The organism is Bradyrhizobium sp. CCBAU 45389 (genome assembly GCF_028128625.1).
GTDB lineage: Bacteria > Pseudomonadota > Alphaproteobacteria > Rhizobiales > Xanthobacteraceae > Bradyrhizobium > Bradyrhizobium liaoningense_B.
This window is the reverse complement of sequence record NZ_LBIY01000084.1, coordinates 85,775-102,790: the sequence shown is the minus strand read 5'-3', so window position 1 is coordinate 102,790 and position 17,016 is coordinate 85,775. Positions and strand designations below refer to the sequence as shown.

The following is a 17,016-nucleotide window of genomic DNA, read 5'->3' as shown; positions in this document are numbered from 1 at the left end:
GCTTCCTTCGCTTCCAATTGCCGTCCAGTCCCGGGGGGATCGCAAAGCCTCTCGGAACGACCAAAAGATCGTGTCTTCGGTTCAAATAAATGTCGAACATGTGGTGTCTCTTCTGACGCGAGCGTAGATCGGCTGTTCATCGATTTGGTGATATCGAAGCAACAGTCTCCTTTAAAGTCACTGGACGAACAAATGACATTCAATTGCTCCCGTCCTGATACGTGAAGACCCTCACGGGCACGATCGCGCCGCAAGATGTGAGCCCGTTCGCGTCCCAACTTACGGTCCACTGGAGGACACTCGACGATCGTCGACCTCAAACGCGGCGGAGAGTACATGATAACTGGCTCAGCCACTTTGCGGCGCTGGGGAGCATACGCCCTAATTTTGAATTCTGGCAACTAGGTGATCCAGCATAAGCTTGACCAGTCCTGGCGAGCACACCTTCGCCAGCTATCAGGCTCCAAAGCAGCGACTGTACGATCGTTGCTTTGGAAGCAGACGATTACGTATATCGTCGGTGCTAGTTGAGGTAATCCTCCGGGCCGCCTTCGCGGACCGTGTCGAGAGTAAAGCAATGGAACCCCCCGCCAAAAATCCGCCTATGGCGGTGCCGAACCGGGACTACCTGAAAGCGATTGTGTTCGAGGATCCGCGCCAGTTCTGGGCAGGCGTCGTTGACTAAAACGACGTCAGGAGCGACCGAAAGGACGTTGATATCTATGTAAAGACTGGACAACAGAAGGTCGTCATCGTCGTAAGTTGGGAAATTATTTTTGAGTGGTTCGGGCGCCACTATCATGTCCCATTTGCGCATTGCTTTTGGCAAATAGTCGGCCACCTCGCGAGATCGCACGAGCAGCCGCCCAGGTGCAAGCGCTATGACCATGCTATCGATATGGCTATCGCTCAACTTGTAGGCACGGTGGATCCGAGATCTTCCCTCCAAATGGCGCTCTAGCCAATCACATGCCATCGCGTGATTCGCGGTGGCGATATTTACGACGAGGTCGCGTCCCAGGCGCAAACACTGCGCACCATCCCACATCATCTCCAGGCCAACGTCATAGGGATGCGTTCCGGGATTTGAAATCGGTTCCGTTGGGCCACCGGTCGTTGATAGGACGTAGGAACGGTCGAATGACCGGTCGGTCATCAACGGGCGCGGCATCACTGACCATCGCGCGCCTTGGTCGAAATAGGACGCGAAGATTGGTTTGAGAAATTGTGTCTCGAAGTATCGTGAGCGGAGCATAGGAGGGGTCTCGATCACTTCGTCTCCAACCACCAAAGCTATGTCGCGGACATTGAGCGGCGGCACGACTGCCGCCGACCAGGCAAGGGTGCGAACCTCCACGCTGGAGGCATCGAGGGTCATCGGTCGATGTACGGTCACGTTAAGCGCCCGCAACGTGTTCACGATTCCTTCGACGTCCTCGTTCAATTCGTCCAGGTAGCGGTCCTTGATCCGATGGCGGACCCGTGCGCCAGCTTCCGTACCTGCTACCGCAGACGAGAGACGCGGATAATACCACTCCGAGCGGACCTTAAGATTGTCAAAAAAGAATAGATCGAAAGAGAGTTCGCGATCGTGAGCCGCATAATTAGTGGCCGTACCCACTATGACTTCCTTCAATCTCGACCACTCGTCGTACGAATTTAAGGCCACGCTTACCTCCTAGCAGCGCGATCTTCCGCTCTCTGCTTTTCCGAGATCCCGCTTGGGTCGATAGGTCAGATGCGCGCTACGCTATTGCCGGATACGTGCTCTATACCACCAATTCAACCTATCTGACTTGGGAGGCTCGCCACGGGGCGATGGCGTATTGGCCGTCCCTTCAGGATTCCAACACGACTGCCGACGTCGTGCCGTTTCTATAAGTGGAACGTGTGCTACAGTAAGGCTACCGCACGAAATGGCAGCGGGCGGAAGTAAGCTTGATCCGGAGCGGCGCCGCCAAGGTTCAAAGGGAACGCTGGCCATTGTAAAAAGCGAGGTACGTCCGATCGAGACGCCGGCGTCGGACGCACGTGCCGTAGGCATGCTCGACGACCACGATGTCGCGCCCGGCGCCCAAGCTGTCTACGCTGAAGGCGATGCCATGACTGGCGAGCACAAACGTCGCGGGCGAAAACTACGAGACTTAGTCGGTGTTGAAGACTCAAGCTTCCGTGGAACAAATCGGGAAGTACAACGCCCTTTGCTCATTCAGGAGAGCTCGTCCTTGCGGGATGCTCAAAAGGCTGATGTGGACGGATTAGCTCATGCAGGCGGGGTTCGAAGCTCCAACACATCGGCGAAGATTGTCCAATCGCGGACTCTCTTTTGCCTGCAGAAATCGGTCTCCGCCTGCTGTGCAGCAGCACTCAGCGAGGCGGCATCGACCTTGAATGCTGCCTGGCATGCACGATGCTCACCGCCGGTATCGTCGCAGACGGTCTTAATAAACCGAACGTTAAATGAAGGCATGACCCTCTCTTCCTGTTCGCTCATCCACTATCTGCCATTCGCCCTTAGAGTATTTGATTTGCCTCAAGCAGCATCCCGAGAGCTCTGTCCGCTCCTCCGAAGACAGGTCGTATAGCAGCGCGGCGCCAGCCTCCTGTTGTCGCGAAGAACCGCGATCGCTTGCCGGCTCATCGCGGCCGGATTTCTATATGCGCCGACGGGCTGCTATACGCGCAAGCGATCGCGGGGCAATGCGCATCCCGAACCTGCATCCGACGGTCCACTTGCCGGCGCGACAGCAGAGCCGATCATCAGGCTTGTCGTCGATGAGCCCGGTCCAGGACCTCAGTGCCAAAGCTTAAGGGTGGGATCAGCGCCGGCAAAGCTACCGACAATGAAAGGCGGAACATCGATCGACGATTCGGGTGGACGGAGCAATGAGGAAAATGCCGTCGTAGCCCGTGGGCGTGAGTTGCGCCTCAAATCAACATGCTGGGCGTTGCAGAGAAACGCGAGGCGCTGGCGGAAGCGCGAGTTCGGACATGTCGACTGTCAACGCGGGCGTCTGCGGCTCGTTGTGTCCGTTCGAGCTCGACCAATCCCGAACGGGCACGCACCACTTTTTGACCCGCATCAACGCTACGGCGGCTGCGTCCTGATAGAAGTATCTTCCAGTAAGGTCAGACGCATGGCAGACAGAAAGATTTGACGCCCATGATGCTTTCATGTCCGGGTACCAGCGACCGTTTTTTAGGACTGCTGCCGGGCGCAGCCGAGCCGCGGGCCAATGACCTGCACATGATAGGTTGCGCCGCTCGCGACGGCGTCTACTTTATCGGCCTGCGGACCGGCCCGACTATGGGCTCCGAGCGGAGCTACGCTCATCCTAATGCTGTTAAGCGAATCCGAGGTCTTTGCGCTCTCGCTGGATGGGCTGCGCGGCGCGCGCGAGGGCGCGGCCGAGCTCACCCACACACCCAGCAGGATGACGCCGCAGGACAGGGAATGTCTCACCAATAAGGGACGTGACATGACAGAAAGCCGGACCATTTACCCCGCCGCGGGCCAGATTGCTGGAGCTGCAGTCCAGTTTAGCTTGTGCGGTACAGCTACAAATACCAACAACCGAGTTCTTGAGCTGATCAGATCGATTCGACGGAAGCTCGGGCGTTCTTTCGTGGCGGAAGTCAAAATGTTTCAGTTCGCGAGCGGATCGTGTTCTGTTCACAACAGCGCATGGCCGATTAGCCCTATCGCCGCGGCTAACGCGATCGACACCCCGGGCCGTCCGCGCGATATCGGGCCGAGCCTGTCCGCGCGGAACCCAAGTAACGTGCGTAGTCTTCACAAGGTTATCTGAATTTGTCAGCCCGCAGCAATGAACACCGACCAGGATCCAATGGCGATCTGATCTGGGAGCGGCTCGAAACGGTGCCGCCACACGATCAGGATCTGGAGATTGCCGTGATCGAGGGTAATTCGATTCACCGGGTTGTCTTTCCTTGCCGTCGGGTCTTCGGCGGATGGATCAACGCGAATACCGGAAAGCACGTCGCCGTGCAGCCAACGCATTGGCGTATCTGGCCGCGATAGCGGCGCTATCCTGCAAAATGGACTGGCGTGAGTTGGGCGGGGACCGCCCTGCCGTGCGCTCTTCGGAAACTATGCAGCGTCGATCGAATGAGCGAGCCTGACGGGAATCATCTCCGAGCAGACCGAAGCGTGGTGGGTGCCTTGCTTTCAGTCAAGCATGACTTTTCTCGTTGCTGTCGCAACCGTTGCCATCGTGCTCAGGAGCGACAAACGTCGGTGTAGATTTTTAACTCTCAGGCTGTACGGTCGCATACCACCGCATAATTTAGCTGCGATAAACTCGTGCTTTATAATAGGCGCAGATCCTTTGGCGAATGTTGTCGCCTTGATCGAACCATCAGCTATTCTCCCTCGGCCGACGAAAGTAGCGCGACGCGTCACCGTCGTTCCTCCGACCCTGCACCTTCCCCGGTCCACGAAATGGACCGGACATTCTTGTTGGCGCCAGGGCTTGCCTCGACATTGTGGAAAGCGCAAATGGCCACAAGCGAATTAGCTTTGGCGAGAACAGACCCGGGCTCGGGATCAATGGTTTTGCGGATAGGCTGCAGCGCGCAGTTCGCGAGCGGCAGCGACCATGTTGGTTAGCGCAGGCCGAACCTCCTCCCATTTACGCGTTTTTAGGCCGCAGTCCGGATTGACCCAAAGCTGCGAATCCCGCAAACGCGTCCGAGCTAGCACCATCAGCTGCTTCATTTCGCCCGCCTCGGGAACGCGTGGAGAGTGGATGTCGTACACGCCAGGTCCGATTTGATTTGGATATTCGTACTTCTTGAATGCATCCAGTAGCTCCATTTTCGAGCGGGACGACTCGATCGAAATGACATCCGCATCCATTGCAGCGATCGCAGCGATGATATCGTTAAACTCAGAGTAGCACATATGTGTATGGATTTGCGTTTGATTGGCAACTCCCGATGAGCAGATGCGGAAGCAATCTCCGGCCCAATCGAGATATGCCTTCCAGTCCGATCGGCGCAATGGCAATCCTTCGCGGAGTGCAGCTTCGTCGATCTGGATCATGGCCGCACCGGCATTCTCGAGATCCCGGACTTCGTCGCGGATCGCGAGCGCAAGCTGACGGCAGACCTCGCTTCTAGGAATATCATCGCGAACAAACGACCAGTTCAGGATCGTCACCGGTCCGGTCAACATCGCTTTCATCGGCTTACTGGTTAGTGATTGCGCGTAGCGCCACCATTCCACGGTGATCGGCTTCGACCGTACTACGTCCCCAAACAGGATCGGGGGCCTGACGCAGCGCGAACCATAGGACTGTACCCATCCATTCCTGGTAAATGCGAAGCCGGCGAGTTGCTCGCTAAAGTACTGCACCATGTCATTACGCTCGAATTCGCCGTGCACGAGGACGTCAAGACCGATGTCTTCCTGCCAACGTACGGCGCGGGCTATCTCCTCCTTGAGGAACCTGTCGTATTGTTCGTCGCTCATCGCACCTCGCGCATGCGCCGCACGAGCATTTCGGACCTCTGTGGTCTGTGGAAACGATCCGATCGTCGTGGTAGGAAAATCTGGTAGTCCAAAGCGTTTCCTTTGGATCTCGGAACGGCGGGCAAATGGGCTGGCGCGCCGGCGCATCGTCTGGTCGATCGTCCTCATCCGGACAGCGACATTGGCATCATGGATCTTCGGCGAAGTCCGGCGGGCAGTCACAGCGCGTTCCGAATCGGCAAGAGCTAGCCCAACATTCTGGTCGCCTGCGAGTACCCGCCCCAGGATCGCAAGCTCACGCATCTTCTGAACCGAGAAAGCAAGCCAGCTCTTGACCTCGGACGTAAGCCCGGTCTCGAGTTCAACATCGACCGGCACGTGAAGCAGCGAGCAGGATGGAGCGAGCTGCACACGGTGCCTGCCGAGCTTCGCAATCGCTGGATCCAGCCGCTGACGGAGCGACGACAAGTTCGAGCGCCATATGTTCCGGCCGTCGATCACACCGAGCGACATGATGAGATCTCTTCGGCCCTCAGCAATGATTTGATCCAATAGCTCTGGCGCTCGAACAAGATCGAGGTGCAGACCGGAAACTCGCAGGTTCAAGGCAGTATTTAGATTGTCGCCTAGCGCGCCGAAATAGCTGGCAACCATGATCTTGATGGCCGGTCCCTCCTTTGCGAACCGGTTATAGGCATGTAGCAAAGATTTTCGCGCCGCCTCATCGAGATCAAGGGCCAGGCAGGGCTCGTCAAGCTGAACCCAACTAGCCCCTCGTTCGGCCAATTCATGCAGAACGTCGATATAGACCGGTATCAGATCATCCAAAAGGGAGAGGGGCTGGAACGCGCTATCGGCACTCTTGCCGAGCTTCAAGAATGTGACCGGCCCGATCAGGACCGGGCGGGTCTGAAAGCCAAGAGCCTTTGCTTCCTCGTACTCTTCAATGGGTTTGCGAGAGCACAGTCTGAACGCTTGTCCCCTGTAGAACTCGGGAGTCATGTAGTGGTAGTTGGTGTCGAACCACTTGGTCATTCCCTGCGCGGGTGCGCCAGATCCCCGTGGGCTCTGACCGCAACTCGCATCCTGGTCGTCGCATTGTGATCCGCGGGCCATGGCGAAGTACGTCTTGAGCGAAACGGATTCTCCTTTCGAGGCGTAGATCTCCGGGATGGCCCCAACCATGACACTTGTATCGAGCACCTGATCATACAGCGAGAAGTCGTTCGACGGAATGATAGTGACGCCGAGAGATTTCTGACGAGCCCAGTTCGCTGCGCGCAGGCCGGATGCGTCCTCGTGCAACTGCTGTTCGCTGATCTTTCCGGCCCAGTAGCTTTCGAGAGCGAGTTTGAGCTCACGCCTTGGACCGATGCGTGGCGTTCCGAGCGTAGCGATTGGAAGAGAGCGAAGAGACATAGCATCAACCCCTGTTGGGGACAGAGGCCATGGCGGACGCAGGCAGGGGAGTCGCGCGTGCGACGGCTGCTTGGCGCACCACCGAGACACCCCGCCCGTGGACCAATATTTTGTCGGGGCAGGTCTCCTGGCTTGCTGGTCATCGCTGCTGTCCGGCCTTCCCGAAGCCTTGGAGGCTTCAGTGACATCGTTGGACAGCGGCTCGCCGCTTACAGTTGCGGGGGCAGCGCCGGCATTCGCACCGGCTTCCCTCTTAGCTCCGGATTAAATGGGCACCGGAGAACCTCGACGGCCGTGGATTATCGGCAGGAGAACTCTTCCGTCAACCTCTCAGATTGTGTGCCAAGCCAATCTGCGACATTTGCTAGGCGAATGAGCGTGCATGTGTATGATTCACCACCATCTAGAGACATTCTCCAATCAGAGATGCAGTAATCAGACATGTCTTTGTCAGATGTCTCAATGAGCATCGGAGGTGCGTCGAGGCGATGCGGCGCGCCAGACCGATGAAAGGGACAGAAGCAGCTTGCCGGCGGGGAGTACCGCTGTTTCGCGCAGAATACTGGCGATGCGGCTTCCGATTTCCAGAGGCTCGCCCAGCACCTCCGTTGGCCAGCTGTTTTCGGACTAAAGGATCTACATCGAATAGGCCAAGGCACAAGGATACAACAGCTGCGGCGGATACACTGAATGAAGACATCGAAACGGGCGCAGGTCGGAAAGTCGACAAGAGGGACACAGAAATCGTGGAAATTTCTGTCTATTGCCTGGCACGAAGAATGCAATCGCTCGGCATGCCCAATCTCCTCCTGCTGGGCATGTCCAGCTCAGCCAATTGACGCTGTCGCTGGCGAGGGAAGTCAGCGGCGCGTGACATAGAGGGGAGCGCCTGCTGGCGCGGGAGAGCGGTGCCCCCTAGCATCTCGGGACATTTCTTGCGCTCGCTCATAGCAGGTTCAAGGTTGCCCGCTTTGAAAGATGTCTGGATGAAACGCGATAGGCTGAGGGTTATGAAGAGAATGTCTGGAAGAGCAGCGCCATGGCTTTGCCTGGGCGGATTTCTAATCTGCCTCGCCTGGCCGGCTGCCATGAGCACCAATATTCGCGCCAGCGACAGCCCCATTGTCGAACGACTCAAGTCAACTTGGCGAGCGCAAAATGGTGAGACGATCGAACAAATCATCTCCAATGTTTCGATGGTGGCCCAGTTCGTCCCTCAAATGTGGGGCGTTGTTGAACTTGGCCAAAACGACTTTGTTTTCGTTTCGTGGACCAGGCACCGGGACAACAAATCGGACGAACAGTACGTTATCGCCTGGAAAGTCGCGCCCGACGGTACGATTGAACTCGCCTCAACGTATGCGAAGCCGATGGAGTTGGGCTGGCGCGCCCTGGCGCTCTCGTTGATCGCCACTGAAGTCGCAGATGGCGAACGGGGCGCAAATCTTAACTTTCTGCATGATCCGACCAACTTCAACTTTGTGAGTACGCCGCAAGGCCAGCTCGGCGATCTTCTGCGGCACGGCCGCTGCACTATCATCGATCCTGTTGGAGTGGACTACCTACCGAAGCGGAATGACAAGCCGACCGAGAAAGGTGATATGTGGCGCATTCTGCTCGTGGTGAACTGTAGTATCCAAGGACCACGTTATTTTACACACAATGGGGTCATCTCCTTCGAGAAGAGCGAAGGACCTGATTGGGAGCCACAATCCTCCTTTGCCAAGCGCATCGCGAAATTCCCTCCTGGCTCCTGGTTCCAACCTACCGAGCCAAAGGAAGAGGAAGACTTAGGAGAGCAGAGGCCTTAGTAAACCATCTTGCAGCGCAATATCGCGCCGCAGCCCGTCCATGGCCGGGCGCGTCGGAGCCTACTGCAGACATACCCGCTCTGTTGTTTAGGGCTCCGCAACCGTAAGCATATCGGCTCGAGGCGGCACCAAGGGCCCAGTGCTGAGACGAAAGCGACGAGGAAGTTACCGCGAACGGGGCAGCGATAGCGACCCTGGCATACCCGCTGAGCGCCTGCCCATTTCCGAGTGCGCAGGGCGGGAAGCTCCGGGGCGGTACGCGAGAACGTGGAGGACCAGACTGGCTCGGCCGCTAGCTTTCCTCGCACTCATTCGTCTGCACGCATAGATCCGGATTCGAAGCATGGGAAAGCGCGTCTTCAGCTCTGCTCCATCCGTCCTGGCACCGTCTCTGATTGCGAATTCGGCTCTGAGTCGGCCATCCAGTTCAAGCGCGCAACAAAAGACCGGTACTTCCCGAACGGCCGCGACCATGTCATTCCAATAGTGCAGCGAGGTGCTTAAGTATGATGCGCAGCCTGAGTCGGCAGCCGCACCGAAGCTATCCGCCCCGAGTGCGGTGATGCGCAACGCGTATTGTAGACTCAAGCCTCGCACTGAATTGCACCAGGATGGTACTCGCGATTGTCCGAACACGTGGGCCGCCTCCCCTTCTCCGGCGCGTCTACGGCAAAGCCGGGCCTCAATATCGCAGCCTTTACAATTTGTGGAGCAAACGCACGCTAATGCCAGCGCTCCTGGGTATGCACGTTGAGATCGCGGGGAACGTCCCTACCAAAGAGCGGCCGCCCGTCGCGCGGCCTCAGTCATAAATGATTCAGTCCTTGTACAAACGTTTGGGAGCTAGCGCTTAACGGAATACGGCGCAGCGCGGAGGAGCCAAAAGCCCCAATGCGATTGCCATCAGCGATCATCTGGTCGGGCGTAAGAAGGGACCGGATTTGTGCGGTTTGCTCAAACAAGAACGGTTCATTTGTGCGGCGAGCGTTGAGGCTCGCACTCCATTGCGTCCTTTTTCTAAAATCCGTCAGAGCGATTCAGACCAGAACCTTCTTGAACATCTTTTTTCTGTTAAGACTTAGGGCGAACTTCATTGTCCTAGTCGGGAGGGTCGGCAGCGTCCAGTTTGCCGATCGAAGTCGTCACCAACTACAGCAAGGTTGCTCCTCCACGCCTGACTGGACCGCGAGCGCCAACGCTTCATAGCTGGCAACTTTTTGCAAAGACAACATTCCGAGGCTCGGGTTTGTCCATCAGCGCGAGTTCGTCAGGGTCCGACGCCCATCTTCTTCTCAGGTCGAGAGCGTACAGTGCGCTCCCAGTGAGAGAGCCGTCGATGCTCGAAGAATAACGCCGCACGCAATGCGGAAGAAATCTCTTGATCCTTACGCAGCGTCAGGTCGTAGCTTCGCGAAGCTCTCATAAAGCACGTCGAAAAAGCCAGCGGGATAGCGGATATCATTCGGTCGGCAGTCGAATGTATCGGCACCGTATCGTGCGTGAACATGGATCAGGAGCGAAAGGTTATTCTCGGGATGACGCACCGCGGAATCATATGCGCATTGCTCGCTCTCATCACATCTCCGGTCTGCGCCGCGACACTCAGCGGTGTTCCGCGCATCCTCGACGGCAATACTATCGAGATCGAGCACACCAACGTTCGGCTCTCAGGTATCGGAGCTCCTGAGACGGACCAGATTTGCCTCGACGCCCAGGGCCGGAGATGGGCCTGCGGCGTAGCTGCTCGCGACGAGCTCATCAAGCATTCGAATGGGCGAACCTGGGATTGTCACACCCAAAGAGCCGACGAGTACAGGCGAGCCCTCGGCAGCTGTTTCATCGAAGGTGAGAATGTGAACGCCTGGATGGTACGCTCCGGCTGGGCACTATCGGCTGGTGCATCTCGCCATACCTACTCTGTCTATGAGTTGGTGGCGAGCACAGCCCATGCGGGGCTGTGGTCGGGGGCGTTCATCGCGCCCTGGGACTGGCCTCGCCGCAATAGGGGCACGATTATCGTCGGCGCGACGTTGGTTCCGATCGACGCTCAGGAAGTCCTTCTCGGATCCGATCTGCTATCGGAACCGCCGTCCCCCGAGTGCCTGATAAAAGGCATTCACGAGCGCAGCGGCGAGCGCATTTATCACCTGCCAGGGCAACCTAGTTACGACCAAATCGACATGACGAAGAGGCGCGGCGAACGCTGGCTCTGTAGCGAAGCGGAAGCCGAAGCCACCGGGTGGCGTAAGGCCGTGCGATGAGGCGACACATGCATGCAGCCAATACTCCAAACATGTACCATTTAACCAAGATAGCGCGTTCGCGCCGGTCGCTGTTGGTGTTCGCGGCTTTGGCAGTTTCCCTGCGGTTCGGCAATGGCATTGTCGATGCGAAGGAAGCAAAAGGCCCGCCCAAGCCAGACAACCTGCTGGCGCCAGATGCTGCCCTGAAGCGGCTGCTGAGGGGGAACGATCGCTTTGTCCAGGGCGCATCACGAGTCGACGATTTCAGGCGCGAGCGTCCGGTCTTAGTTGAGGGCCAAAATCCATATGCGGCGGTTCTGAGCTGCGCCGACTCTCGCGTGGCGCCCGAACTTGTCTTCGACAGCGGACTAGGTGATCTATTTGTCTGCCGCGTCGCCGGAAACTTCGCTAATGATGATACGCTCGCCAGTATGGAATATGCGGTCGCAGTACTGAACACGCCGCTGATTCTTGTACTCGGCCACGATCATTGCGGTGCGATCGACGCCACGATCAAGTCTCTCCATCAAGATAAGCCGCCGCCGGGGCACATTTCATCCCTGGTCACCGCACTTGCTCCTGCAGTGAAGGCATCTCTACAGCAAGCCGGCGACACATTTGCTCACGCAACCCGACAAAATGTGATCGATAATGTCAACAAACTTAAATCGACGGGCCCTATTCTGAACGCCGCACTCGAGCAGAACCGACTGAAGGTCGTCGGGGGCCTGTATCGGATCGACACCGGCAAGGTCGATATTGTGAGCTGACGCTTGCACCTTCACACCCGCGGCAAATCATCTGCCGTCTGATGCAGAACTTCTCTTCTCCGCTGCTGTGTTGGTCCATCGTCTGCAACACATGCGCCGGATACCATCCGCTCAACAATATTCATGGCTTCGGGAAGCCCTTCGGTATGCGTGGCCTCGTAATTCTGCTCTTGTTCTACGCACTCATGTTGGCAACGCGCGGCCAGCATCCAGAAACGCACATTGCGCGTCCGACGGCATTCATGCCTCGAGATTGAGTTGCCGACCCAATAGAGGTGGTTCCGTCAGCAGATCGCAATGAAAAACATTGCCCTCTGAACTCCCGAGCACGCGACGATTACGAGAGCTTCTCAGCCCAGATCGGGCAAACCATCCATGGTCCTGCTTTACCAAGCTCAGCCAGGGCTGAACATCAGATAGAACCACCAGCACGACTGGCAGCCCTGGGGCTGTAAAGAAACATGCTATCCGCCTCAGTACCGGACAGCCCTTCTTGATCGATTTAGGAGACCGCGACCTCACACTCTCAGCCGCTCATCAATCATTTGTTAGGTCGTCTCGTTCGCCGCCAAGGATGCGGCCCACATTGACGGTGCCGTTGAAGGCATGACTGTTCTCGCTACGATTTCGCATACGCTCTGCTTGACATTCCACACAATCGCACGACCGACCACTTGGACAATCTACTATCCGTCCTCCATGACGAGTTCGACTCTCAGGTTCTTAGTGCCTGCGGGACTCGGCAAATGAGCTAGATCTATCCGCCTAGGTGAATTCGGTGGGCCAGCAACAATGATTTAAGCGTCGCACACCGCGTCTGGAGCAGGAAATGATCTGGCAACCGAGCGCTTCCGGAAGCAGGCTCTTCAGCCAGAAAGTCGCTCAGTGCGAAACAGAGCGCTAGCTTCAGAACGTAGGGTGCCTGGTCTGTCGCAATGCTCGTCGTGCGGGGATAGTGGCTGCGCGACTTTGGCAAGCTCGGCAAAGATCGGAAGCATTGGAAAACCGCCGAAGAAAGAGGCGCCAGCGGCCGCAAAAGAGTCGGCCAGGAAAAGGAATCTGCGTCGATCTCTTGCGTCCGGTACGACAGAACGTAGATAGCTCGTGTGTTGCTGGCGACTCTCGAATACTCCCTAAACCTGTCCGAAGCGCTTCCTCTTCGCTTGCATGTGAGGGGCATTCTTGCAGTCACCTTGAACCTGGCTTGATCGCGAAATTACAGCCTCCTGAGCTCCGTGCGGTTGAATACCTGCCGTCTGGAGGTCCTCTTCTAACCAGGCGCTCTCCCGCAGTCGCACGAAAAGCAAATTGGACTTTGTCGCGTCGGGAGATCGGAGCGGGCCCCCATTTTAGCAAAAACATTGAATCCGGTCGGCGCTCGAGGTCCGCCTCTGTCGTTTTGCTTGCGGGTCGTTGAGTTCATGACATTCGCGCCTGAAAGTGGACATGAAGACACGAGTATGCGCTGGCACGGCACGCCGGTGGGGGCCCGCGCAATTCAGACAGGGACGGCAGACATGCTTAATGGCACGTCGATTGCTGGGAAGATGGAAAAGAAGACGCAGGCTTGGCGCCCTCCCAAGCACAACTCGGAAATTCCAAACCTCGTTTGACCCGGCTTGTCATAAGTGTGACACACGTCCGTGGAGAAGACATGACGCCGCATGCGCCCGATCAAACGCCGGAGACCCAGTGCGGCAAAGACGGATCGATGTCGCCGCCTATCGGCTGCTTTGCCAGCCAGCCTCAATACCAACGGCAACAGCTGTATCTCGGTCAGGCTTCCGCGCCCTTAAGCCGGGAAGTTACCGTGCGCAATCTCATGCATTCCATACAGCTTTGGGGATGCCCTCCTCGCTATTAAATCACGCGGCGTCGCCATGCGCGCGTATGAATGACGCGCGAATGATCGGAAAACACGGAGGACGTTTTATGAATGCACCACCAGAAAAGATAACTCCCGAAACCCACGCTGCGGCTGCGACCTGGGCTCATCTGTCCCCCCTACTCGTCGAGATCCGTGCGCGTCGCAACGAGTTTGGCCGAGTGCAGAAAATCCCAAAAGAGATCATAGACGGCTTCAGGCGTGTCGGCGTCTATCGGGCTATGGTCGCCAAGCGATTCGGCGGCGAGGAGCGAACGCCAGCCGATTTTTGTCGCCTGATCGAGCGCATCTCCGAGGCCGACGGATCCGCCGGTTGGGTTGCCAGCTTCGGGGATGGGGCTCGCTACCTCGCTGCTCTTCCGGACGACACGCTTCGAAAAGTGTACGCCAATGGGCCGGACGTCGTGTTGGCGGGCGCGCTTTTCCCGCTCCAGCCCGCCAAGCGATGCACCGATGGATTTGTCGTGAACGGCGTGTGGCCATTCGCTAGCGGCTCGCCGGGGGCAGATTTGATAGGAGTTGGTATCACAGTGGAAGGCGAGCCGACCGGAGACCTCCCGCGCGTAGCGGTGATCCCGGCCGAGAAGGTAACAATCCGGCCCAATTGGGACGTCATCGGACTACAAGGCACCGGAAGCCACGACGTTGTTGTCAGCGACGTCATTGTGCCAGAGGAATGGACTTTGATCCGCGGTGGTCCGGCGACACTTGATGGGCCGATCTATAGTTACCCATCCGTCGCTTTCGCCGCGCAGGCGCATGCGATTGTGGGCATCGGGATTGCACGTTCCGCAATCGACGAGGTGCTCGCCATGGCCGGAAGCCGCGCCTCGATCACTGGAGCGCCTGTGATGGCTGAGCGCGGCTATGTCCAGCTTGAGATCGCCAAAGCCGAAGCCATGCTACGTTCCGCTCGTTCCTTCTTTTACGAGACCACGGAGGAGCTGTGGAAGCAAGCGCTCACGGGTGAGGTAAATCTGAGCACCACGATGCTGATGCGGCTCGCCGCTACGAACGCCGCGCAGCGGGGCGCTGAGGTCTGCAGGATTGCGAGCGGCCTTGCTGGAACTCAGGCGCTCTATACCACCGGCAATCTCGCACGCGCCATGTGCGACAGCTTCGTGGTTGCCCAGCACGCAGCTTTAAACGAGGGAACGCTTCAGAGCGCTGGCCGCGCTCTGCTCGGCACTGCAATACAGCCGGGCTTTCCATGAAGTGGGGCACGCACGGGCAAGCCACACGCCACGCGAACGAATTACCGGACCGGAGTCGTGATGTGGTCTGCCGCTGAGGACTTGGCGCCTTGTTTCAATGTGGACAAAGACAGCTTTGGGCTGTCCCTCTTCAAAAATCCCACTTCATATCCTGGAGCGCAGGTTCGTTGTCCGAACATAGCGCGCCATTATTAGCCTCTACAGCCCTGCCCCGATCATTGACGTGCCGAGCGGGACCACCTGAAATTCTGCGCAACGGCTCGCGGTTCAACTCACACTTGCCGCTTGGGCCGCACGGTGCGGAAGACGCTCTGCATTGCGCACTTCCTAGCACTCACCCTTGCGCTCATCGATGCGGCACGCCAACGCGCTGGCAACGGCCGTGCGACATTGATATGAAGCGTACTGTACACCGCCGATCGGAATTAATGGATCAATTCGGCCTTGGCGGCTGCTGGCGGATCAGCATCGACGGCGCGCAAGAGAAGCTGCGGCCCATGAGGTCGCGCATCGCCCAACCGCTTATCTTGCGGCTGAAGAGATCCATGTCGGCCGCCAACACAGCCAGCCCTTTGCCGTTGCGATCGAGCGATATCGGCGAGCTGGACCGGTTCGGGCTACGCCGATGAAATCGCGCGATCAGGTTCGGCGTGATCAACATTAGATCGTAGCGACTGTCGCTAGAGCGAAACCGACGTAGCGGCGTCACGAGCGCCCGCCCCGCTGCTACATCGGCCGTTCGATCGCAGCGGCAGCACCACGGCCTGCCTGCTCGGGACCGCGTGGACCCGAGAACTGCCATGGCGCTGCCCCCCGATGGACCGGCCGACGTGCACGCCGGCCCAATGCCAGCCCGTCGCGCTGCCTGTCCGGCTAGCGATGGCCGCTTGCCTTGACGATCACCGCTGTGCAGCTACGACCATCATAGAGTCCGCTGGTCAAGCCTTCCGTGAATGAGACGTCGATATGGGTAGCTGCTAGAGACGCGTATTTTTGAGCAGCACATCACCTTCCACAGTGCGCGGATAGTGAGCCGCCACTTCAAATGATGGCAATAAGTTAAGAATGCCTTGCAGGGTTAACTGCCCTTCGTAGAGCTCGCGGTCACTATATTCGGTGTAGATGAAGCGCGTGTTGCTCAAGGTCCGCATTCCGCCGGCGATAACGTCGGCTTCGGCTCCCTGAACGTCCATCCAGATGAAATCAATTGCGTCCACGTTGGCTTCTCTGCACCAGTCGTCCAGCCGCCGTGTTTCAACCGAGACAGGGTGATCAAACCGAACCCAATCATACTCGGTAAGATGGTTCTTTGGCCGGCGTATTGAACCGGATAAGTCCCAATCCTTCGCATCCCCATCTGCATTGCTCGGATGGAAGTCGATCGTCCCGTTTCGATCACTGATGGCGATTTCAAGCAGCTTCACCCTGTCGAGGGATGGACCGAGCTTCCTCTTGAAGCGCGCGATCGCTCGGGGGTCCGGCTCAAAGCAGTAGAGCCTGGGTTGCGGGCACAGCTCGAGAAACTTTTTCGTATCAGTCCCATCATTGCAGCCAATATCCAGGATGACCGGATCCGGCTTCTGAAGAAGTGAGAGGATGTGCTGATGTACTTCTACGGACGACACAGCTGCTCTTCCATGGTGCGCGGAGATCGGATGATTTTCGACTTCGAAACCGATCACACGTCAGAAGCCGCTGCACAACGTATATCAAGGTATAAAGTTCATATATGCGCCAGCACCCCTTGATCCACGACAGCCGTTTGGATGCCATCGACATCAAACGGAGAGCCTGTCGAACAGCTCGCGATGCAATTCTCGAACTTATCGTCGGAAAAATGCGGCCTCGGAGAGCCAGATCGTCGTCCTACTTTTCCAATTGCCGAAAGAGCGCCTTGGTCCGAGCGTCACCTATCGGAAATGTTTTCTGGCGCGTGCCGATCAGAGTGCCCCTCGTGCAGAGCAACAGCCACTCCGCTCGATGACGAGTGGTGCGAAAATGTGCTCTGCCCACTGACGGCCGCCATCTCAGATTGGCTGACGGTAGCTCCCGGCGATCCCTTCCTCGGAATCGTCGGTGGAAGCGAAGTCGGTGAAAGCACCGGCCCACGCGTTGCTAGGCGTGATCCTGCTTTCGCGGCATGTTCAAATTTCTTAAAATGCTGTGGCCCTAGGATAACC

Annotated in this window: 11 protein-coding genes and 1 riboswitch; of the genes, 5 read left to right on the top strand and 6 right to left on the bottom strand. The window is 57.6% G+C overall.

What is annotated here, in order from left to right:
- Positions 1-523: 523 nt before the first annotated feature.
- Together XH79_RS14875 and XH79_RS14870 are read right to left on the bottom strand one after the other, a co-directional pair.
- Positions 524-1,669 carry a hypothetical protein gene (locus XH79_RS14875; RefSeq protein ID WP_271582128.1) on the bottom strand — a complete coding sequence of 382 codons (1,146 nt, stop codon included), beginning with the start codon at positions 1,667-1,669 and terminating at the stop codon, positions 524-526.
- Positions 1,670-2,263: 594 nt separating this feature from the next.
- Positions 2,264-2,494 carry a hypothetical protein gene (locus tag XH79_RS14870; RefSeq protein ID WP_271526425.1) on the bottom strand — a complete coding sequence of 77 codons (231 nt, stop codon included), beginning with the start codon at positions 2,492-2,494 and terminating at the stop codon, positions 2,264-2,266.
- Between the two features lie 844 nt (positions 2,495-3,338).
- Between XH79_RS14870 and XH79_RS14865 the strand changes: the two genes are divergently transcribed.
- Positions 3,339-3,809, top strand: a complete 471-nt coding sequence (locus tag XH79_RS14865; protein WP_271526426.1) for a hypothetical protein — start codon at positions 3,339-3,341, stop codon at positions 3,807-3,809.
- A gap of 5 nt (positions 3,810-3,814) precedes the next feature.
- On the opposite strand, the gene XH79_RS14860 is transcribed toward XH79_RS14865, so the two are convergent.
- A complete protein-coding gene (locus XH79_RS14860; RefSeq protein ID WP_164937386.1) occupies positions 3,815-4,021 on the bottom strand; it encodes a hypothetical protein in 207 nt (68 codons plus the stop codon).
- Between the two features lie 546 nt (positions 4,022-4,567).
- The gene (gene metE / locus XH79_RS14855) at positions 4,568-6,913 is read right to left on the bottom strand and encodes a 5-methyltetrahydropteroyltriglutamate--homocysteine S-methyltransferase (protein ID WP_271526427.1); all 2,346 of its coding nucleotides are present in this window, start codon (positions 6,911-6,913) and stop codon (positions 4,568-4,570) included.
- A 100-nt stretch (positions 6,914-7,013) separates the two neighbouring features.
- Positions 7,014-7,216: riboswitch (cobalamin riboswitch) on the bottom strand.
- A 785-nt stretch (positions 7,217-8,001) separates the two neighbouring features.
- On the opposite strand from metE, the gene XH79_RS14850 reads away from it, so the two are divergent.
- The 4 genes from XH79_RS14850 to XH79_RS14835 all read left to right on the top strand — a co-directional run bounded on the left by XH79_RS14850 (position 8,002) and on the right by XH79_RS14835 (position 14,836).
- Complete coding sequence (locus XH79_RS14850) at positions 8,002-8,724, top strand: nodulate formation efficiency C protein (RefSeq protein ID WP_271526428.1); 723 nt, start codon at positions 8,002-8,004, stop codon at positions 8,722-8,724.
- Positions 8,725-10,286: 1,562 nt separating this feature from the next.
- Positions 10,287-10,985: a thermonuclease family protein gene (locus XH79_RS14845; RefSeq protein WP_271582127.1), complete on the top strand. Its 699-nt coding sequence runs from the start codon at positions 10,287-10,289 to the stop codon at positions 10,983-10,985.
- Between the two features lie 8 nt (positions 10,986-10,993).
- A complete protein-coding gene (locus tag XH79_RS14840) occupies positions 10,994-11,737 on the top strand; it encodes a carbonic anhydrase (RefSeq protein WP_271526430.1) in 744 nt (247 codons plus the stop codon).
- Positions 11,738-13,642: 1,905 nt separating this feature from the next.
- Positions 13,643-14,836 carry a flavin-dependent monooxygenase gene (locus XH79_RS14835; protein ID WP_271526431.1) on the top strand — a complete coding sequence of 398 codons (1,194 nt, stop codon included), beginning with the start codon at positions 13,643-13,645 and terminating at the stop codon, positions 14,834-14,836.
- 433 nt (positions 14,837-15,269) lie between these two features.
- Here XH79_RS14835 and XH79_RS14830 read toward each other — a convergent pair whose 3' ends face one another.
- Positions 15,270-15,497: a hypothetical protein gene (locus XH79_RS14830; protein WP_271582126.1), complete on the bottom strand. Its 228-nt coding sequence runs from the start codon at positions 15,495-15,497 to the stop codon at positions 15,270-15,272.
- Between the two features lie 316 nt (positions 15,498-15,813).
- Positions 15,814-16,461, bottom strand: a complete 648-nt coding sequence (locus XH79_RS14825) for an FkbM family methyltransferase (protein ID WP_271526914.1) — start codon at positions 16,459-16,461, stop codon at positions 15,814-15,816.
- Positions 16,462-17,016: the final 555 nt, after the last annotated feature.